Source organism: Brachybacterium sp. B718/18 (assembly GCF_055454375.1).
Map to the genome: position 1 here is coordinate 393,749 of NZ_JBVDDO010000002.1, position 18,181 is coordinate 411,929.

At 72.9% G+C, this 18,181-nt stretch carries 16 protein-coding genes; 10 read left to right on the forward strand and 6 right to left on the reverse strand.

All coding sequences use genetic code 11. The features are described 5' to 3' along the window. The first annotated feature begins 96 nt into the window (after positions 1-96). Positions 97-1,011 (forward strand): LysR family transcriptional regulator, encoded by a 915-nt coding sequence (locus ACZCAH_RS05680; RefSeq protein ID WP_329745696.1) that lies wholly within the window; start codon positions 97-99, stop codon positions 1,009-1,011. 61 nt (positions 1,012-1,072) lie between these two features. After that, positions 1,073-1,627 (forward strand): hypothetical protein, encoded by a 555-nt coding sequence (locus tag ACZCAH_RS05685; protein ID WP_464340149.1) that lies wholly within the window; start codon positions 1,073-1,075, stop codon positions 1,625-1,627. Here ACZCAH_RS05685 and ACZCAH_RS05690 read toward each other — a convergent pair. Next, positions 1,609-1,893: a YciI family protein gene (locus ACZCAH_RS05690; RefSeq protein ID WP_464340150.1), complete on the reverse strand. Its 285-nt coding sequence runs from the start codon at positions 1,891-1,893 to the stop codon at positions 1,609-1,611. The genes ACZCAH_RS05685 and ACZCAH_RS05690 overlap by 19 nt on opposite strands. 141 nt (positions 1,894-2,034) lie before the next feature. Next, on the reverse strand, positions 2,035-2,814 hold the full coding sequence (locus ACZCAH_RS05695) for an alpha/beta hydrolase (protein WP_464340151.1): 780 nt from the start codon (positions 2,812-2,814) through the stop codon (positions 2,035-2,037). Positions 2,815-3,048: 234 nt separating this feature from the next. Between ACZCAH_RS05695 and ACZCAH_RS05700 the strand changes: the two genes are divergently transcribed. The 5 genes from ACZCAH_RS05700 to ACZCAH_RS05720 all read left to right on the forward strand — a co-directional run bounded on the left by ACZCAH_RS05700 (position 3,049) and on the right by ACZCAH_RS05720 (position 9,904). Continuing rightward, positions 3,049-4,560 carry an alpha-amylase family glycosyl hydrolase gene (locus ACZCAH_RS05700; protein WP_464340152.1) on the forward strand — a complete coding sequence of 504 codons (1,512 nt, stop codon included), beginning with the start codon at positions 3,049-3,051 and terminating at the stop codon, positions 4,558-4,560. A 94-nt stretch (positions 4,561-4,654) separates the two neighbouring features. Next, entirely contained in the window at positions 4,655-5,008 is a 354-nt protein-coding gene (locus ACZCAH_RS05705; protein ID WP_329750393.1) for a hypothetical protein, read from the forward strand. A gap of 330 nt (positions 5,009-5,338) precedes the next feature. Continuing rightward, positions 5,339-7,165 carry an ABC transporter ATP-binding protein gene (locus ACZCAH_RS05710; RefSeq protein WP_464340153.1) on the forward strand — a complete coding sequence of 609 codons (1,827 nt, stop codon included), beginning with the start codon at positions 5,339-5,341 and terminating at the stop codon, positions 7,163-7,165. Beyond that, positions 7,162-8,976, forward strand: a complete 1,815-nt coding sequence (locus ACZCAH_RS05715; protein ID WP_464340154.1) for an ABC transporter ATP-binding protein — start codon at positions 7,162-7,164, stop codon at positions 8,974-8,976. Before ACZCAH_RS05710 ends, ACZCAH_RS05715 begins: the two co-directional genes overlap by 4 nt. 418 nt (positions 8,977-9,394) lie before the next feature. Beyond that, the gene (locus ACZCAH_RS05720) at positions 9,395-9,904 is read left to right on the forward strand and encodes a lamin tail domain-containing protein (protein ID WP_464340155.1); all 510 of its coding nucleotides are present in this window, start codon (positions 9,395-9,397) and stop codon (positions 9,902-9,904) included. A 191-nt stretch (positions 9,905-10,095) separates the two neighbouring features. Here ACZCAH_RS05720 and ACZCAH_RS05725 read toward each other — a convergent pair whose 3' ends face one another. Beyond that, the gene (locus tag ACZCAH_RS05725) at positions 10,096-10,752 is read right to left on the reverse strand and encodes a GNAT family N-acetyltransferase (RefSeq protein ID WP_464340156.1); all 657 of its coding nucleotides are present in this window, start codon (positions 10,750-10,752) and stop codon (positions 10,096-10,098) included. Positions 10,753-10,830: 78 nt separating this feature from the next. Between ACZCAH_RS05725 and ACZCAH_RS05730 the strand changes: the two genes are divergently transcribed. Beyond that, entirely contained in the window at positions 10,831-11,460 is a 630-nt protein-coding gene (locus ACZCAH_RS05730) for a pyroglutamyl-peptidase I (RefSeq protein WP_464340157.1), read from the forward strand. A gap of 539 nt (positions 11,461-11,999) precedes the next feature. On the opposite strand, the gene ACZCAH_RS05735 is transcribed toward ACZCAH_RS05730, so the two are convergent. The 3 genes from ACZCAH_RS05735 to ACZCAH_RS05745 form a co-directional block, all read right to left on the reverse strand. After that, positions 12,000-12,383, reverse strand: coding sequence for an iron chaperone (locus tag ACZCAH_RS05735; protein ID WP_464340158.1), 384 nt, complete (start codon positions 12,381-12,383; stop codon positions 12,000-12,002). A 56-nt stretch (positions 12,384-12,439) separates the two neighbouring features. Next, the gene (locus tag ACZCAH_RS05740) at positions 12,440-13,354 is read right to left on the reverse strand and encodes a rhomboid family intramembrane serine protease (RefSeq protein ID WP_464340159.1); all 915 of its coding nucleotides are present in this window, start codon (positions 13,352-13,354) and stop codon (positions 12,440-12,442) included. A gap of 89 nt (positions 13,355-13,443) precedes the next feature. Further along, entirely contained in the window at positions 13,444-14,637 is a 1,194-nt protein-coding gene (locus ACZCAH_RS05745; RefSeq protein ID WP_464340160.1) for a DNA glycosylase AlkZ-like family protein, read from the reverse strand. 146 nt (positions 14,638-14,783) lie between these two features. On the opposite strand from ACZCAH_RS05745, the gene ACZCAH_RS05750 reads away from it, so the two are divergent. Together ACZCAH_RS05750 and ACZCAH_RS05755 are read left to right on the forward strand one after the other, a co-directional pair. After that, entirely contained in the window at positions 14,784-16,982 is a 2,199-nt protein-coding gene (locus tag ACZCAH_RS05750) for an MMPL family transporter (protein ID WP_464340161.1), read from the forward strand. A gap of 107 nt (positions 16,983-17,089) precedes the next feature. Beyond that, positions 17,090-17,932 carry a VIT1/CCC1 transporter family protein gene (locus tag ACZCAH_RS05755; RefSeq protein ID WP_464340162.1) on the forward strand — a complete coding sequence of 281 codons (843 nt, stop codon included), beginning with the start codon at positions 17,090-17,092 and terminating at the stop codon, positions 17,930-17,932. Positions 17,933-18,181 lie beyond the last annotated feature (249 nt).

Here is an 18,181-nt window from a genome sequence, read left to right on the forward strand (position 1 = left end):
CGAGGGGTACGTCCCGGAGGGAGTGCGCCGCGCGCGCCACTGGGACGTGCCCCACCCCATAAGCAGACCTTGTCACCCGCGGCTACCATGAAGGCCATGGATCCCCGCAGGCTTCTCATCTTCCGGACCGTGGTGCGCAACGGCTCGATCGGGGCGGGCGCGCGCGAGCTGGGCTGGACCCAGCCGGCCGTGTCCCAGCACCTCGCCGCCCTCGAGAAGGAGGTCGGCACGCAGCTGCTGCTGCGCTCGTCCGCGGGGATCACGCCCACCGAGGCGGGGCGTCGGCTGGCCTCGCACGCGGAGGCGATCGCCGCGCAGCTCGATGCGGCCGAGCAGGAGCTCGCGGACATCACGGCCCTGCGCCGCGGCTCGGTGCGCTTCGGGACCTTCCCGTCGGCCGCGGCGGTGCTGCTCCCGCCGGTCCTCGCGACCCTCTCGAGCACCGCGCCCGATCTCGACGTCACCTTCCGCGAGCTCGAGCCGCCGGAGGCGGTGGATGCGGTCCGCGAGGGCGAGCTCGACGTGGCCCTCGTGTTCCGCTATCCGTGCAGCGATCTCACCGACGAGGGCACCCTCGAGTGGAGCCCGCTGCTCGAGGATCGGGTGATGCTCGTGCTCCCGCAGGACCATCCCCGCGCGGACGACCCCGAGCTGACCCTCGCCGACTTGGCCGCCGAGCCGTGGATCGCGGGCTGCGAGAGGTGTCGGGCGAACCTCATCTCGAGCGCGCGCCGCGCCGGCTTTGTGCCCACGGTGCGCCATTCGACGGATGACTCGATCGTGGTGCAGCGCCTCATCCAGCACGGTGGCGGGGTCGCGCTCATGCCCGAGACCTCCCTCGAGGCGGCACCGAACGACCAGGTGCGGGTGCGGCCCCTCGCCGGGCTCGACAACCGCATGATCGGCCTCATCAACCGCCGCGGTGCCCAGTCGATCCCCGCGGTCGCCGCCCTGCGGGACGCCCTCGTGGAGCAGACCCGCGAACGTCTCGACACCGCCGCCCTGATCTGACGCACGGCACACGGCGCAGCGGTCCCCGCACCACCCCAGCCGTCGGCCGTACCCTGGACGGATGCCCGGCACCGAACCGACCTCCCCTGCGTCCCGAACCCCCGCGACGGCGTGGCTGCGGCCCGCGCTGATGATCGTCGGCGGCGCGGTGCTGTCGGCGCTGCTGGTGGCCGTGGATCAGCTGCTCGCCGCGATCGCGGTGGGTCTGTTCTCCCTGTTCATGGCGTACTGGACGAGTCCGCTGCGCTCCGGCCCGCACACGAGCCTCGCCCTCGCCCGCGAGGCCGGTGCCGGCGGGGCGACCCTCGTGCTGTGGGCGCCGGGCGATCCGGGGTCGGCGCGGCTGCAGACAGGTCTGCGCGGCCCCCGCGCGGACCTCGTGTGGGTGAACGTGCGCCGCGACGCCGACGCCATGGCGCTGCTCCAGGAGCACGGCGGGGAGAAAGCGCTGCCACTGGTGCTGATCGGCGACCACGCCCGGCGCGTCGAGTCCCCGGCCGAGCTGTTCGCCCTGCAGGACGAGGCCGCGCGAGAGGAGCCGCCGACAGCGACGGGGCCCGACGGCGAGCGCGGCCCCATGCCCGGCGCGGGCGGCCCTCAGGTTCCCGGCAGCTGACCGATCACGACGTTCCACTCGCGCGCGACGCGATCCACGATGACGCGCTCGCGCTTGAACGGGTCGCCGTCGAGCGCCGTGAGCGCATCCTCGGCGGAGTCCGCGACGACGATCAGCAGCGCCTCCGAGCCGTCGTCCAGCGGCCCGGACAGCAGCAGCGTCCCGTCGCGGTGCAGCTCGGCGAGGTGCTCGCGGTGCTCCGGACGAAACGTCGCCAGGCGCTGAGCGTCGTCGAGGTACGTGTACTGGACGGCGAAGACGGCCATGTGAACTCCCGGGGTCGTGGGGGCGGGCCGACGGGGCGGCGCCGCGAGGTCCGGTCCATCGTCTCGCACGGCCGACGGGGCCGGCACCGCCGTCCGTGGGGCACCGCCGTCCGACGCGTGCTGGTCCCGCCGCGCGTCGACTCAGCCGCGGATCGGCAGCCAGTCCAGGACGTCCTGGATGCCCTCGTCCCAGAACTCCCAGGTGTGGTCGCCGGGGCGGAGGCGGGAGGTGAGGTCGACGGAGTGCTCCTCGGCAGCGGCGATGAAGCGCTCGTTCTGGCTGATCAGGCCGTCCTCGGTGCCGCAGTCGAGGAAGAGGGCGGGCAGTGCGGTGGGGTCGGCGCGCTCGACGAGGCCCACCAGGTCATCGGCGGTGCCGGACACGTCGCGACCGCCCCAGACCCGCTCGCCGAGGGTCCCGGTCCAGCTCAGATCGAGGCTCGTCACGTCGAGCGCCCCGGACAGGCTCGCCGCGGCGGCGAAGCGATCGGGGTGGTTCAGGGCGAGCTTGAAAGCGCCGAAGCCGCCCATCGACAGGCCCGCGACGAAGGTGTCCTCGCGCGCGGTGGAGACGTGGAAGGTGCGCGCCACCAGCTGCGGCAGCTCCTCGGCGATGAAGGTCCAGTACTTCTCGCCCACCGCCTCGTCGGAGTAGAAGGAGCGGCGCACCTCGGGCATCACCACGGCGATCCCCTTCTCGGTCGCGTAGCGCTCGATCGAGGTGCGGCGCTCCCAGATGGTGCAGTCGTCGCTGAGTCCGTGGAGGAGGTAGAGGACGGGCACGCCGCGCGCTCCGTCGGCGCCGTTGGTCGCGTCGGCGCCCTCCATACCGATGCCGGAGGCTGCCTGCGGCATCAGCACGTTCATGGAGGTGCCCATGCCGAGGGACTCGGCGAAGAAGTCGGTGCGCAGGCGGATCATGTCTCTCCTCGGTGAGCGGTGCGGCGGGACGCGGCCCCGGAAGGCAGGGGGCGTCGGCTCCGCCATCCCATCACGGTCCCGCCGCTGCCGCACCCGGTGTCCGCGCGATCGCTGACTGGGCGTCCGCTGTCCGGACAGCCGATGTCCCGACCCTCTGCCCTGCGCCGCCGGCCGTCGCCCACGACCCCTGGCACCGCACCCTCGACACCGCCGACCCGCGCCTACGATGGCGCCATGACCACGACAGCGCCGTTCTCCGCCCCCGCCTGGATCCGCGCCGCGATCTGCTGGCAGGTCTACCCGCTGGGCTTCTGCGGCGCGCCCCGGCACCGCGAGGACCTGGGCGGCGAGGGCTACGGCGGGGCCGACGGGGAGAACGTCGTGCACCGGCTCGGGCGGATCGCCGGATGGCTCGATCACCTGGTGTCCCTCGGTGCGAATGTGCTCCTGCTGAACCCGATCTTCGACGCGGTCTCCCACGGCTACGACACCCTCGACCACCGCCGGCTCGACCCGCGCCTGGGCGATGAACGCGACCTCGACGCCCTGGTCGCCGCCTGCCGGGAACGCGGGATCCGAGTGGTCCTCGACGGGGTGTTCAACCACGTCTCGGAGCTGCACCCGGTCGCGCGCCGCGCGATCGCCGTCGGCCCCCACGCCCCGGAGGGCGCGCACATCCGCTGGTCCGGCGAGCATCCCTACGGCTTCGAGGGCAACGGGGACCTGATCGAGCTGGACCTCGCCGACTCGGTGGTGCAGGACTCGATCGTCGACGTCATGACCGGATGGCTGCGCCGCGGCGTCGACGGCTGGCGGCTCGACGCGATGTACGCGGCGGGCCCGGAGGCCTGGGCCCCGATCCTCGAGCGGGTGCGGGCCGAGCACCCGGACGCCTGGATCCTCGGCGAGGTGATCCACGGCGACTACCCCGGCTTCGCGACCGCGTCGGGGGCGGACTCGATCACCCAGTACGAGCTGTGGAAGGCGATCTGGTCCTCGCTGCGGGACCACAACCTGTTCGAGCTCGCGCACGCCCTGGGCCGTCACGCGGAGTTCCTCGCCGCCGATGGCGGCGCACATCCGCTCACCTTCCTCGGCAACCACGACACCACCCGCATCGCCTCCCAGCTCGAGGACGGCCGCGACCTCGCCGCCGCCTACGCCCTGCTCGCGCTGCTGCCCGGCATCCCGGCGATCTACGCCGGGGACGAGTTCGGCGCGGTCGGGGTCAAGGAGGAGCGGCCCGGCGGGGACGATGCGGTGCGGCCCGCCTTCCCCGCGGATCCGGCGGCGGGGACGGAGGGGTCGGCGGAGGCCGCGGGGTCGCTGGCCGACGGGCCGGCTCCCGCCGGGAGCGCCGAACCGGTCGAGGGCGGCGGCTCCCCGCAGCACCTCGCTCTGCTCAGCCCCGCCGCGGCACCGCGGATCCTCGAGGTGCACCGGCGCCTGTTCGCCCTTCGCCGCCGCGAGCCATGGCTCTCCACCGCCTCGGTCACGGTCGACGAGGGCACCCTGACGAGCATCTGGGTGCAGATCACGCTGACCCCGTCGGCCGCCTCGCCGGGCCTCGCGTCGGCGGGCGGAGCGGACCCGCGCCCCCTCACCCTGGTGTTGAACCTCGGCGACGAGGAGCGCCCCGCGCCGGGCTCGGTGCTCGAGGCGGTCAGCGGCGCGGACATGCTCGACGGGGTCGGCCCTGCGCCCGACGGGACGGTCCCGGCCCACGGTGCCGCGGTGGTGCGCTGAGCTGAGGTCCGGAACACCGGAGCCGAGCCTTCCCTCCTCTGCGACGACCTCCCGTCCCAGCCGCCGCCGAGGCGTCCGTCGTAGGCTCGGAACCATGAGCATCGCGATCAAGCCCGCCGAGTCCGTGAAGACCGCCCCCGTTGTCGCCGCGGGGCTGATCGGCGGATGGCTGACGGCTCGGGAGACCGGGATCCGGCCGCTCGGCGGGGTGGTCCTCGCCGCCGCCGGGATCTACGCGGGCCGCACCTGGCTCGCCCGCCGCGGCCCCGCCACCACGGCCGTGCTCGGCACGGCCTACGTGCTCGGCTTCGGCCTCTCCCATCCCCTCGCGAAGCGGATCGGCGCCTGGCCCGCGGTGCTGACCGTGACCGCCGCCTCCGCCGGGGCCGCCGCGCTGCTGTCCGACGCCGCCTACAGCGAGTGGAGCGAGATCGAGCCCGGCGCCTGAGGGGCAGACAGCCCCCGCACCCGGCTCCCCGTCCCCCGTCGGCCGGTTCACCCCGGCATCGCCCACCTGCCCGGCCCCCCGTCCCGCCGTCGGCCCGGCGGGATCGTCGCCGGCGGGCGCTCCGTGATGCGAGGTGCATATATCTGCAGCTCGCCTCACCGGCGTCCCGTCGGCCCCTCGGCACGGACCGGAACCCGGCGCTCCCCCACCCCTCCGACAATTCGTCGCGCCCCGCCCTGGAATGCGCTGTCAGACGTGGGAATACTTGACTAGGCTAAGACTTCGTCCCCGACCGCCGGGGGCGAACTCCCCCCTGAGGATCCTTTCCCCATGCTCGGCACCATGAGCCGCCTCTGGCAGACGGTCCGCCCCATCCGCATCCGCCTCTATCTCGGCCTGCTCAGCGCCATGACCGCGTCCATCGTCGCGCTCATGATCCCGCAGGTCCTCGAATTCATCGTCAACCGCCTCGGCGACGACGCCACCGCCATCACCATCTGGACGGGCGGCGCGATCGTCCTCGCCCTCGGCATCGTCGAGGCCACCCTCATCTGGCTGCGCCGCATCTTCGCCGTCGCCCCCTCCACCACCGTCGAGAAGCAGATCCGCGTCAGCTTCTACGAGAAGGTCCAGCACCTGCCGGTCAGCTTCCACGACGGCTGGGGCTCGGGCCAGCTGCTCTCCCGCATGCTCACCGACATCAACCAGATCCGCCGCTGGGTCGCCTTCGGCATGATCATGGTCGTCACCAACGTCGTCACGGTGACCGTGGGCATGGTGCTGCTGATCCGCTCCAGCGCGATCCTCGCGCTGATCTTCTTCGTCGCCGCGGTGCCGGTGAGCATCATCGCCTACCGCTTCAACCGCTCCTTCTCGGTGCTCTCGCGCCTCTCGCAGGACCAGAACGGCGACCTCGCCACCACGATCGAGCAGTCCGTGCAGGGCATCCGCGTGCTCAAGGCCTTCGGTCGCGGCCCCTCCGCGCTCGAGGGCTTCACCGAGCAGGCCGAGGAGCTGCGCCGCACCGAGGTGCGCAAGGCGACCTCGATGGCCCGCTTCGACATGTTCATGTTCATGCTGCCCGAGGCCGCTCTCGGCGTGGCGCTGCTGGTGGGCCTGCACCTCACGGCCGAGGGGACCATCACTACCGGCCAGCTCGCCTCCTACTTCGCCACCGCCACCCTCGTCGTCGGCCCCGTGCGGATGCTCGGCATGCTGCTGGGCCAGGCCGTGAACGCGACCACCGCGCTGGACCGCCACTACGAGGTGATGGACACGGAGAACGCCATCGTCTCGCCCGAGCAGCCGGTCGCGGTCGATCCGGCGACGGCCCGCGGCGCGGTGCGGCTCGAGGGCGTGCACTTCCGATACGAGGACGCCCCCGCGCACGTCACCGACGTCCTCGACGGGGCGGACCTCGAGATCCTCCCCGGCGAGACGATGGCGCTCGTGGGCGTGACCGGCAGCGGCAAGTCGACGCTGCTGCAGCTCGTGCCGCGGCTCTACGACGTCACCGGCGGTGCGATCACCATCGACGGCGTCGACATCCGCGACATGGACCTGGTCACCCTGCGCACCCTCACCGCGGTCGCCTTCGAGGACGCCACCCTGTTCTCCGACTCGGTGCGGGAGAACGTGCTGCTGGGCGCCGATCCGACGCTCTCGGAGGCCGAGTCCGAGGAGCTGCTGCACCTCGCCCTGCGCACGGCCGACGCGACCTACGCCTACGACCTGCCCGACGGCGTCGACACCCGCATCGGTGAGGAGGGCATGAGCCTCTCCGGCGGCCAGCGCCAGCGACTGGCCCTCGCCCGCGCGATCGCCGCCAAGCCCGCCGTACTGCTGCTCGACGATCCGCTCTCCGCCCTCGACACCCGGACCGAGGAGACCGTCACCGGCCGCCTCCGCGAGGTGCTGCAGGGCACGACCACGCTGATCGTCGCGCACCGCACCTCGACCGTCGCCCTCGCCGACCGCGTCGCCCTGCTCGACGACGGCCGCGTCGTCGCCGTCGGCACCCACACCGAGCTCATGGCCACCTCCGCCCGGTACCGCTGGGTGATCGCCAACCAGGAGGAGGAGCGCCGCCGCGACCAGGACATCGAGACGCTCACCGGCGAGCTCGAGCTCCGCGCCATCCAGGAGGAGGGCCGATGACCACCACCGCTCCGCTCGACCAGGACGGCGCCGACGGCGGCGCCCTCACCGCCGAGGAGGCCAAGTCCTCCCGACGCCGCTCCTTCGCCCTGCTCGGCGAGCTGGTCTCGCCGGTCAAGGGCCAGTTCCTGCTGATGGCGATCATGGTGGTCGTCGCGCAGCTGGCCGTCGTCGCCGGCCCCGCGATCATCGCCTGGGGCATCGACCACGGCCTGCCCTCGCTGCTCGAGGGCGATGCCACCCCGGCGATCCAGGCGGCGGCCCTCGCCGTCGGCGCCGCGATCGTGGGCGGCCTGCTGACCTTCGGCTACGTGCGCCAGTCCGTCGTGGTGGGACAGCGGATGCTGCTCGCGCTGCGGCGGAAGGTCTTCCGCTTCACCCAGAAGCAGGACCTCGAGTTCCACGAGTCCTACACCTCGGGCCGCATCGTCTCGCGCCAGACCTCCGACATGGAGGCACTGCGCGAGCTGCTCGACTCGGGCGTGAACGTCATGGTCGGCGCCTCGCTGTCGATGGTCTTCACGATCGTGCTGATCGTGGGCATGGACCCGGTGACGGGCCTGGTCATGCTGCTGATGCTGATCCCCTGCGTGGCGCTGACGGTCTGGTTCCAGAAGCGCTCGGCCGTCGAGTACCGCGCGATCCGCACCCACTCGGCGCGGCTGATCGTCCACTTCGTCGAGGCGATGGCCGGGATCCGCGCGGTGAAGGCCTTCCGCAAGGAGGACCGCAACCAGGCGGAGTTCGACACCCTCGCGCAGGACTACCGCGACGCCTCGATGCGCTCGATCAATGTCTTCGGCATCTACCAGCCGGCGCTTCGCGTGCTCGCGAACATCACCATCGCGGCGGTGCTCGTGGTGGGCGGCTTCCGGGTGCTGCAGGGCGACCTGCAGGTCGGCGTGCTGGTCGCGCTCGTGCTGTACTCGCGGCGCTTCTTCCAGCCGGTCGACGAGATCGCGAACTTCTACAACTCCTTCCAGTCCGCCGTGGCCGCGCTCGAGAAGATCGCGAACCTGCTGGCAATGCAGCCGCACGTGAAGGAGGCCGAGGCCCCGACGCCGCTGCCCACCTCGAGCGGGCAGGTGGACTTCGAGAACGTCTCCTTCCGGTACAGCGAGGCGGGCCCGCTCGTGCTCAAGCCGCTGGACCTGCACATCCCCGCCGGTCAGACTGTCGCGCTGGTCGGGCAGACCGGTGCCGGCAAGTCCACGGTCGCCAAGCTCATCGCCCGCTTCTACGACGCGACCGAGGGCAGCGTGAAGCTCGACGGCGTGGACCTGAGGGATGTATCGATGGGCGACCTGACGCGCAACATCGTCATGGTCACCCAGGAGGCGTACCTCTTCTCCGGCACGGTCGCGGACAACATCGCCCTCGGCAAGCCCGGGGCGAGCCGTGAGGAGATCGAGGCGGCGGCTCGGGCGATCGGCGCCGACGAGTTCATCGAGAAGCTCCCCTACGGCTACGACACCGACGTGAACAAGCGCGGCGGGCGCGTCTCGGCGGGGCAGCGGCAGCTGATCTCCTTCGCGCGCGCCTTCCTCGCCGACCCCCGGGTGCTGATCCTCGACGAGGCCACCAGCTCGCTGGACATCCCCAGCGAGCGGATGGTCCAGGAGGGACTCACCAAGCTGCTCGGCCACCGCACCTCGCTGATCATCGCCCACCGTCTGACCACGGTGATGATCGCCGACCGGGTGCTCGTGGTCCACGGCGGCGAGGTGGTGGAGGACGGGTCGCCGTCGGAGCTGGTCGCCGCGGGCGGGCGCTTCGCGGCGCTCTACCAGGCGTGGCAGGAGTCGATGTAGGGGCGAGCATCCCCGGCGGGCCGGGGACGGCCCCGTCGGCTCCGCCACTGTCCACCAAAGGGACGTGAGCGGCGCGTGCCCTGCATAGAACAGGTCTCGTACTGCTCACGTCTCTTTGTGGACAGACGTGGCGAGTGGCGGCGGGGGTCGAGAGGAGGCGGAACAGGCAGTGGAGAGGAGGAGGGACGAGGCGGATGCGGAGGTTCCGGGGCTGCTGCCGCGGCCCGCAGGTCCGGGCCGCCGAACCCGCCACTGACGAGCGATGACAGCGATGCCGCGGAGTGTGACGGAGCTCGCTGCACAGGGGTCGGGAAACTCTGGTCCGAGCGACACCGCGGACTGTACTTTTCGAGCATCCCGCCGGTCCTGATCCGGAGCTCACCCTCGAGCCCCCGATCCCTTCCTCCTCGAGGTCCTCTTGCTCACTCCTGCCCTCTCGCGCGCCCGCCTGCTCCCCGTCCTGCTGGCGGCGCTCCTGCTCTGCGCCCCGCTCGCCCTCGCCGCCCCGGCCGAGGCCGCGGTCGTGAAGCCGCTGGACATCACCACCATCCACTACGACCCCAAGGGCACCGACAAGTCGAACAACGCCGGGTACACCCAGGAGTACATCCAGGTGAAGAACACCGGGAAGACCACGCTCACCCTCACCGGGTACGTGCTCCGCGACGAGGGCCCGCAGAAGTTCGCCTTCCCTAAGGGCACGAAGCTGGCCCCGGGCAAGACCCTCACGATCCGCTCGGGCTCCGGGAAGAACTCCTCGAGCACCCTGTACTGGAGCAAGGCGAGCTACATCTGGAACAACACCGGCGACACCGCCCGGCTGTACAACGCCAAGGGCACCCTCGTCGAGAAGTGCACCTACAAGGGCGGCACGAAGAAGGCGACGAAGACGACGGCCCGCACCACGGCGACGACCGCCTACTGCTGACCTCGCCCGCCCGGCTGGGAGTGGCGGGACCCCGGCGTCCAGCCCCAGCTCCGGCCGGTCGGCACAGCTCCGGCCGGTCGGCCCGGACCCGCCTGTCCACCGACGGGACGTGAGCGGCACGTGCCCTGCATATGACAGGTCTGGTGCCGCTCACGTCCCGTTCGTGGACGGCCGACCCGGGGGTGGCCCGTTCAGGCGCCGAGCATCCCCCGCAGTGCCGGGGTGAGCCCCTCGACCTCGACCGGCACGGCCGGGCGGCGGAACAGTTCCGGCGTGACGAGAAAGCGCTGCTCGACCTCGCTCGATCCGGGCAGGGTCGAGACCTGCGTGCCGTTCTCGATGTACCCGCAGGCCCGCGAGACGCCGAAGGACGGCGCGTTGCCGAGGACGGCGGAGGACTCGGCCCGCAGCGCGCCCAGGTGGTCGAAGGCGAGCACGAGCATCGCCTGCCGCATCAGGGTCCCGTACCCGTTCCCGTGCGCGTCGAGCGTCAGCCAGGAGCCGGAGGTGACCGTGCGCCGCGCGGCGAAGCGCACGGCGGACACGTCCTGGGAGCCGATCAAACGCCCGTCGGCCCAGATCCCGAAGGCGAGGGTCCACTCCTCGGGGCCGATGCCGCAGCGCAGCCGCCACTGGAAGCGCAGCGCGTCGAGCTCGCGCTCCTCGGGATCCGCTCGGTACCAGGGGAACACCTCGGGGGCGGTCGGGTCGGCGAAGATCGGCCGACGGAGGAGCGCGGCGTACTCGGGCAGGTCCGCGTCGGCCAGCGGGCGCAGCGTGAGCTCCCCGGCACGGACGACGAGGCCGAGGGGCGGATACAGCGTGGCGAGGTCCGGGAGCGTCGACATCGCCCCAGGGTAGGGGACTCCCCGAGGGCCCTCGAGGGCTTTTCCGCTCGGCCGTCCGGGCAGCTCTACCCTGGCTGCATGACCACCGACGTGCTGCTGACCGGTTTCGAGCCCTTCGACGGGGCCGCCCTCAACGAGTCGTGGGAAGCGGTGCGGCGCGCGACCCCGGTCCTGCACGGGAAGGGGCTCGCAGTGGAGGCGATCGAGCTCCCGGTGGAGTTCGGGCGCGCGGGCGACCTGCTCGAGGAGGCCGTGCACGCCCTGCGCCCGCCGCTGGTGATCGCTGTCGGACTGGCGGCCGGCCGCACCGCGATCACCCCCGAGCGGGTCGCGATCAACCTCCGCGATGCCCGGATCCCCGACGGCGCGGGAGCCTCGCCGATCGACCAGCCGGTGATCGCGGGAGGCCCCGTCGGCCACTTCACGAGCCTCCCCGTCAAGGCGATCGTCACGGCGCTGCGGGAGGCGGGCCTGCCCGCGGCGGTGTCGCAGACGGCCGGCACCTATGTCTGCAACGACCTCGCCTATCGGATCGCGCATCTGCTGGCGACCGCTCCGGAGCTGGCCGGGGTGCGGGGCGGCTTCGTGCACGTCCCCGCGGCCGACGTCCTCCCCGTCGAGGAGACGGCCCGCGGGATCGTGCAGCTGGTCATGGCGGCGCGGGAGACGGCTGTGGACAGCGTGCTCCCCGGTGGTGCCGAGCACTGACCCCGGGCACGTGCTCGGCCTCGCCTCCGGAGTTTTCCACAGCGTTGTCCACAGTCGTGGAGGAATGACAGACCTGTAGTTCCGCAGGTGCGAACAACTTCCCGGGCGTGTCGCGACAGGGGCCGCCGTGATCGCGCCGTGATCTCCGGACCGGTGACGAGTATCCGGCCCCGAGCCTGTCATGCCAGGTCAGAGGGGGTTACGCCACGGTATTTCCACAGGTCAGCGACGTGGGGCCCGCGCGCCGATACGAGCGGGTGCGCCGTGGGCCGAGCTCGACCGGAGCCGGTGTGGACTCGTGGACGTCTCCCGCGCCCACTGCCCGTCCACAGCCCATCCCCGGTTTTCCACAGTCATCGGGTCGACGTCCCCAGCGCATCCACGGTTATCCACAGCCACGTCCACAACTGGGGATAGTCACACCGGTGTAGTTCCGCAGGTGGGTGCTCTGCGCGGGCCGGAGGCGTTCCCGTCCTGTTCACCGGCCGGGCGTCACATCACCGTGATCGTCGGCCCGTCCCTCACACCCGAGCGCTCCCTCACACGCCGAGCGCGGCGCGGGAGGCGAGGGCGAGGCGGGTGACGAGCTCGCCCGAGATCGGGCGGGCCGCGGTGAAGGTGACACCGGTCTTGGTGTGCTTGAGCCCCGCCCCGGTGATCTCCTCGGCGAGCTCGGCGATCGCGGCCGCGTCGACGTACAGCCCACACTGGCGGCTGAACGCGGCGTATCCGGCGACGATCGCCCCGTCGATCCGGAAGCCGGGCATCCCGTAGCCCACGAACTCCTCGGCATCGGGCAGGGCAGCGGCGAGCCGTTCCCGCAGCTCCTCCAGCAACGGATGGAACCGCTCGGGGGCGGCGGCGAGATAGGCGTCGGGGCCTGCAGAGGCTGCGGTGGCGTCGGGGCCTGCGGGATCGCTCATGCGCCGACGCTAGCGCCTGCACGGACGAACAGGCAGGGCCCTCCGTGCTCCGCGCCTCAGGCGGGCAGCAGGGCGAACCGCCCGAGCACGAACGCGAGGCACAGCACGAACCCCGCGGCGAGCACCCCGGCGTGGAGCAGGGCGGAGCGGCGGGCGATCGCCTGCCGGTCGGAGCCGGGACGCGCCTTGGGGCGCAGCGCGTACATCGCCGCGGTCAGCGCACCGCCCATCAGCAGCCCGCCGATGTGGCCCTGCCAGGAGATGCCCTGCACCGTGAAGGTGATGACCAGGTTTAGGGCGATGAGGACGATCAGCTGGGCGGCGTCGGCCCCCATCCGTCGGATGACGATGAACATGGCCGCGAACAGGCCGAACACGCCTCCGGACGCCCCCAACGTGCCGCCGTACCAGCTCTGGCTCAGCGGATCGGTGAGCAGCACCACCGCGGTGTGGCCCGCGAGCACGGACAGCAGGTAGATGCCGGCGAAGCGCCAGTGCCCGAGCGTCCGCTCGAGCTGCGGGCCGAACACGTACAGCGCGTACATGTTCAGCAGGAGGTGCAGGATCCCGCCGTGCAGGAAGCCGGCGGTGAGGAAGGTCCACGGCATCGCGAGTGCGCGGAACGGCGCGAAGATGCCCAGCTGGACGACGAGATCCGGCGCCACCCGCTGCCCGACGTACGCGAGGACGCACAGCGCGATGATCGTGTAGCTGACGACGGGGGTCGCGCGGCCCATGGCGCCGCCCATCGCATTGCGCGGCCGGGAGGACGCCTGCTGGCGCTCGAGGTCCCGCGCGCAGTCCACGCACAGCACGCCGACGGCCGCGGGTCGCTGGCAGTCGGGGCAGACCGGCCGCTCGCACCGCTGGCACCGCACGTAGCTCACCCGGTCGGGGTGGCGGGGGCAGACGGGCGGAGCCTGCGGCTCGGGGGCGTCCTCGGCGCTGTAACCGTAGCTGGGTCGATCCATGGGGGCCATTCCACCACGGGCGCCTGGGGCGGGACCGGGCGCGGGAGTTCAGCGCCGACGGCGACCCTGCCCCGCGCCGGGGCCGCCGCTCAGGCGGCGGTGTACGGGAAGCGCGCGAAGAGGTTCTGGAAGCGCCGGCGCTGGGGATCGGAGATCGTGCCGAGCTCCTCGAGCACGAGGCGGCGCTTGCCGGTCGAGCCGGTGCGGGTCCAGGTGCCGACGATTTCGCCACGGCGCAGAGCGGCCCGCTTGAACACCCCGTTGTTGCCGGGTGCGAGGGCGGGATGGTGGCCCTCGGCGATCAGCGCGAGCCGGTTCGGGTAGCCGAGCACGAGCTCGTCGAAGCCGGGCAGCAGCAGCTCCTTCATCGTGTCCTTCTCGGCGTCCGCGTACTCCTCGGCGAGGCCGGGCCGGAACCAGAGCCGCTCCCCGTCGCCGCCGCGCGCGTCCTCGGCGCGGGCGTGGAGGCGCCCGTCGCGGTCGGCGAATCCGGACTCGAGCCGCTCCGCGACCTGTGCGATCGCGGGGCGCACCGTGCCGAGCGGCACCTTCGACCACCAGGCGAGGTCCCGTTCCCCCGCCGGGCCGTGACTGGTCAGATACCTCAGCGCGAGCTCGGCGGCGGCCGCGATGCGGTCCCCGCCGAAGGCGCCCTCGAGGTCGCTGCCGGCGGGCAGCCAGGTCGGGGCGTGGACGACGGCGGTCTCCTGCTCGCGCCACGGCCCGTAGGCGATGTCGCCGAAGGAGATCAGCTCGGCGAGCAGGTGGTAGCCGCGGCCGCTCCCGGTCGCGATCCCCGCCGCTTCCCAGACCGCCATCACCTCGCTGCGCAGCAGTCCCCGGCCGGCGCCGGGCCCGGAGACCGGCTCGGCCGCCGCGACGAGCACCTCGCGGGCCCGCTCGACCCTCCGCTCGTCGAGGTCGAGCGCCCCGCGGCGGGCGATCGCGGCGCGCAGCGGACCCGCGACGCAGAGCTCGGTCATCCAGGCGAGGGAGTCGGCGGCGACGGCGAAGACGGTGCCGCGCATCGGGTAGCCGCGCACGATCTCCCCGCGGTCGAAGGCGGCGAGCACCGGCTCGACCGCCCCGCCGCTGCGCAGCGCGAGGGAGGCGATCACCCCGGGCAGGTCCTGCCCCTGGTGGGCGGCGAAGGAGCGCGCGACCTCGACGGGCGCGGGGACTCCCCCGGTCGCTTCCGCGCTCGCCGCGCGGGCACCGCCGCCCGCCGGCCCGACGAGTCCCTGCGCGAGGATCCGGGCCCCGACGAGATGCCGCTGCGTCATGCCGCGAGCGTACCCAGCGGCCACGACGCCCCGGGGCCTGGCGGCCGAATACATCGAAGGGTTGATCCGGGCCTCGGCCCCGATTCCTAGCGTGGCTGATGCCCCGCCGATCCGGGGCTCACCGCTTCGACCTCGAAGGATGCCCCGTGCCCTCGACCACCTCCCCGCCCACCGGAGCTCCCGGCACCCCCACCCCGTCAGCCCCCGTCGGGCGCGCAGCCGCCCGCGAGCGCCGTCCCGCCGGCGAGCGCCTCGCCGCCCTGCTCGTCGGCCGCAGCTCGGCCTGGGCGGTGCTCGGCGTCGCCGTCGTGCTGCTGCTCGCGATCATGGGTGGGATGCGCGGCTCCGGCCCCGTCGCCGGGATGGACGCCCTGCCCGAGAGCTCGGAGTCCTCGCGCGCCGCGGCGATCGCCGACACCCTCGAGGGCTCCCGCTTCCAGCCGGTCTTCGCCGTGATCACCCGGACCGACGGCGGCGGCCTCACCGAAGCAGACTCTGCCGGGATCGAGACCCTCCGCGCCGCGCTGCAGACCGCCTCGGGACGGGAGGCGATCGGCCCCATGCCCGCCGCGGACGGTGAGGCGGACCTGCTGGTCACGACCGTCGACGCGCGGGCGGATACCGAGGCGATCGACGCGATGATCGCCGACCTGCGGGAGACCGCCCGGGACTCGGCTCCCGAGGGGCTGACGGTGTCGATCACGGGCGGTCCCGCTGTCGGCTCCGACATCCGCGGGGCCTTCGCGGGGGCTGACTTCCGCCTGCTCGCGGTGACGATCGCCGTGGTCGCGGTGCTGCTCCTGCTCACCTATCGCTCGCCGATCCTGTGGCTGCTGCCGCTCGCGGTCGTGGCGCTGGCCGACGGCGCCGCCGGGCGCGTCACCGACACCCTCGGCGAGCAGTTCTCCCTCGCCTTCGACGCGGGCGTCATCTCGGTTCTGGTGTTCGGCGCGGGCACGAACTACGCGCTGCTGCTCATCTCCCGCTACCGCGAGGAGCTGCACCACGCGGAGGATCACCGGGCCGCCCTCGCCCTCGCCTGGCGCCGCACGGTCCCGGCGATCCTGGCCTCGAACATCACGGTCGTCCTCGCCCTGCTGACACTGCTCGCCGCGGTCATGCCCGCGACCCGCGGCCTCGGCCTCGCCGCCGCGGCGGGGCTGCTGATCGCAGTGGTCGCGGCGCTGTTCCCGCTCACCTCCCTGCTCGCCGTCTGCGGCCGACGGGTGTTCTGGCCGTTCGTCCCGCGCCCGGGCGCGACCGCGGGGCACCGTGACGACGCAGAGCGCCGTGACGGGGCGGAGCACGGCCCCTTCGCGGCCGTCGCCCGCGCCGTCACCGGGCGGCCGTGGATCGCTGCCGCCGGCTCCGTGCTACTCCTGGCGGTGCTGGCCACCGGTCTGCTCGGCACCCGGGTGGGGCTCTCGCAGGACGAGCAGTTCGCCGCGGCGAACGAGTCCTCCACCGGCTTCGCGACGATGGCCGAGCACTACGGCGCCGGCGAGAGCGCCCCGCACCGGATCGTGGTCCGCGAGGATGCCGCCGAGGCGGTGATCGCGGCGGCCGAGTCGGTGCCCGGCATCGAGCGCGTCGCGACCACCGGGACCACGGCCGACGGATGGGCGGTCCTCTCCGCCGTCGGCTCCGCGGAGCCCGAGTCGCCCGCCGCGTCCGCCGAGGTCGAGGGGCTACGGGACGCGCTGCACGCGCTGTCCGGGGCCGACGCCCTCGTCGGCGGCACCAGCGCCACCGCGGTGGACGTGCGCGGCGACTCCGCCCGTGACCTGCTGGTCGTGGCCCCGCTGATCCTGCTGGTCGTGCTCGCGGTGCTGGTCCTGCTGCTGCGGGCGGTGGTCTCACCGCTCGTGCTGCTCGCGGTGAACGTGCTCAGCGCCGTCGCGGCGATCGGGCTGGGCCTGTTCGCGGGGAGGACCCTGCTGGGCATCCCCGCGCTCGACGTGACCGTGCCGCTGCTGGCCTTCCTGTTCCTCGTGGCCCTCGGCGTGGACTACACGATCTTCCTGGTCCACCGGGCGCGGCACGAGGCGGCGACCCATGGCACCGCGCACGGTATGGTCCGGGCGGTCGGCTCCACGGGCGTGGTGATCACGAGCGCGGGCGTGGTGCTCGCGGCGGTCTTCGCGGCCCTCGGTGTGCTGCCCCTCGTCGTCCTCGGACAGCTGGGCCTGATCGTCGGACTCGGAGTCCTGCTGGACACGCTCCTCGTGCGCACCGTGTTGGTGCCGGCGCTGTTCGCGCTGATCGGCGAGCGCATGTGGTGGCCGACGGCGCAGCTCGGGACCTCCTCGGAGCGCGTCGCGGAGCCGGTGCCGGCAAGGGCCTGACCTCCGCCCCACGACCACTTCGGCGAGGCTAGCCTCACCTGTTTGTGCAGGTCAGGCTAGCCTCGCCTTGCTTGATTGGACTAAGTCCAAAGAACTATGCTCGGCGCATGAGCCTCCTCGACCTGCCCCCGCGCCCCTCCCCTGCCCGACCGACCACTCCCGCTCGATCGACTGCCCCGGCGGTCCCGTCGTCGGCTCCCACCGCGCCGTCGGCGGCGACCCCGAGCCCGCCCTCGACCGCGACCCCGTCGTCCGAGCACGCCGAGGAACGGACCTCCCGCTCGGACCGCGTGAACCGGCTGCGCGCCGGGGTGCTGGGCGCGAACGACGGCATCGTCTCCGTCGCCGGCCTCGCCGTCGGCGTCGCCGGTGCCACGACGGACATCCGCTGGCTGCTCATCGCGGGGCTCGCCTCGCTGGTCGCGGGTGCCCTGTCGATGGCGATGGGCGAGTATGTCTCGGTCTCGACCCAGCGCGACACCGACACTGCGCTCATCGAGCGCACCCGCCGCGACCTCGCCGCGCAGCCTGCCGCGGAGCACGAGCGGCTCATCGCCTCGCTCGTCGAGTCCGGGATCCCGAGCGATGTGGCACGGCAGGTGGCCGACTCGATGGAGCGCCACGACGCGCTCGCCGCCCACACCCGCTTCCGCCACGGCGTGGAGCAGGAGGCCGTGGTCTCGCCGGTCTCCGCGGCACTCGCCTCCCTGGTCTCCTTTACCCTCGGCGGGGTCATCCCGCTGCTCGCGATCCTCGCGAGCCCGCCGATGCTGCGCCTCCCCGCGACGATGCTCGCGGTGGTCCTCGCCCTGGCCCTGCTCGGCCTGCTCAGCGCCCGGCTCGGCGAGTCCAATGCCCGTGCGGCGACGATCCGCACGATCGTCGGCGGCATCCTCGCCCTGCTCGTCACCTACGGGATCGGCGCGCTGCTCGGGGTCGCGATCGGCTGACACAACGGTCGGGCGCCTCGTCCTCAGGAACTGGCGCAGGGCGCTTCTCCGGTGCCCCTCGTCAGGTACTGGCGCATAGCGTCGCAGTACGCCTATATAGCCGTAGTGGAACGCTACGCGCCAGTAACTGACCACCGCCCCCGGCCCAGACAGTCAGGACCCGACCGGCAGGCCCAGCTCAGGCCCCCGGCACACGGCAGAGACGACCCGACCACCAGGCCCGGCTCATGACAGCGGCCCGGCACCCTC

What these genes read in the sequence shown, in the direction of transcription:
- ACZCAH_RS05680 (WP_329745696.1), top strand. Translation starts at nt 97, where the DNA reads ATGGATCCCCGCAGGCTTCTCATCTTCCGGACCGTGGTGCGCAACGGC.
- ACZCAH_RS05685 (WP_464340149.1), top strand. Translation starts at nt 1,073, where the DNA reads ATGCCCGGCACCGAACCGACCTCCCCTGCGTCCCGAACCCCCGCGACG.
- ACZCAH_RS05690 (WP_464340150.1), bottom strand. Translation starts at nt 1,893, where the DNA reads ATGGCCGTCTTCGCCGTCCAGTACACGTACCTCGACGACGCTCAGCGC.
- ACZCAH_RS05695 (WP_464340151.1), bottom strand. Translation starts at nt 2,814, where the DNA reads ATGATCCGCCTGCGCACCGACTTCTTCGCCGAGTCCCTCGGCATGGGC.
- ACZCAH_RS05700 (WP_464340152.1), top strand. Translation starts at nt 3,049, where the DNA reads ATGACCACGACAGCGCCGTTCTCCGCCCCCGCCTGGATCCGCGCCGCG.
- ACZCAH_RS05705 (WP_329750393.1), top strand. Translation starts at nt 4,655, where the DNA reads ATGAGCATCGCGATCAAGCCCGCCGAGTCCGTGAAGACCGCCCCCGTT.
- ACZCAH_RS05710 (WP_464340153.1), top strand. Translation starts at nt 5,339, where the DNA reads ATGCTCGGCACCATGAGCCGCCTCTGGCAGACGGTCCGCCCCATCCGC.
- ACZCAH_RS05715 (WP_464340154.1), top strand. Translation starts at nt 7,162, where the DNA reads ATGACCACCACCGCTCCGCTCGACCAGGACGGCGCCGACGGCGGCGCC.
- ACZCAH_RS05725 (WP_464340156.1), bottom strand. Translation starts at nt 10,752, where the DNA reads ATGTCGACGCTCCCGGACCTCGCCACGCTGTATCCGCCCCTCGGCCTC.
- ACZCAH_RS05730 (WP_464340157.1), top strand. Translation starts at nt 10,831, where the DNA reads ATGACCACCGACGTGCTGCTGACCGGTTTCGAGCCCTTCGACGGGGCC.
- ACZCAH_RS05735 (WP_464340158.1), bottom strand. Translation starts at nt 12,383, where the DNA reads ATGAGCGATCCCGCAGGCCCCGACGCCACCGCAGCCTCTGCAGGCCCC.
- ACZCAH_RS05740 (WP_464340159.1), bottom strand. Translation starts at nt 13,354, where the DNA reads ATGGATCGACCCAGCTACGGTTACAGCGCCGAGGACGCCCCCGAGCCG.
- ACZCAH_RS05745 (WP_464340160.1), bottom strand. Translation starts at nt 14,637, where the DNA reads ATGACGCAGCGGCATCTCGTCGGGGCCCGGATCCTCGCGCAGGGACTC.
- ACZCAH_RS05755 (WP_464340162.1), top strand. Translation starts at nt 17,090, where the DNA reads ATGAGCCTCCTCGACCTGCCCCCGCGCCCCTCCCCTGCCCGACCGACC.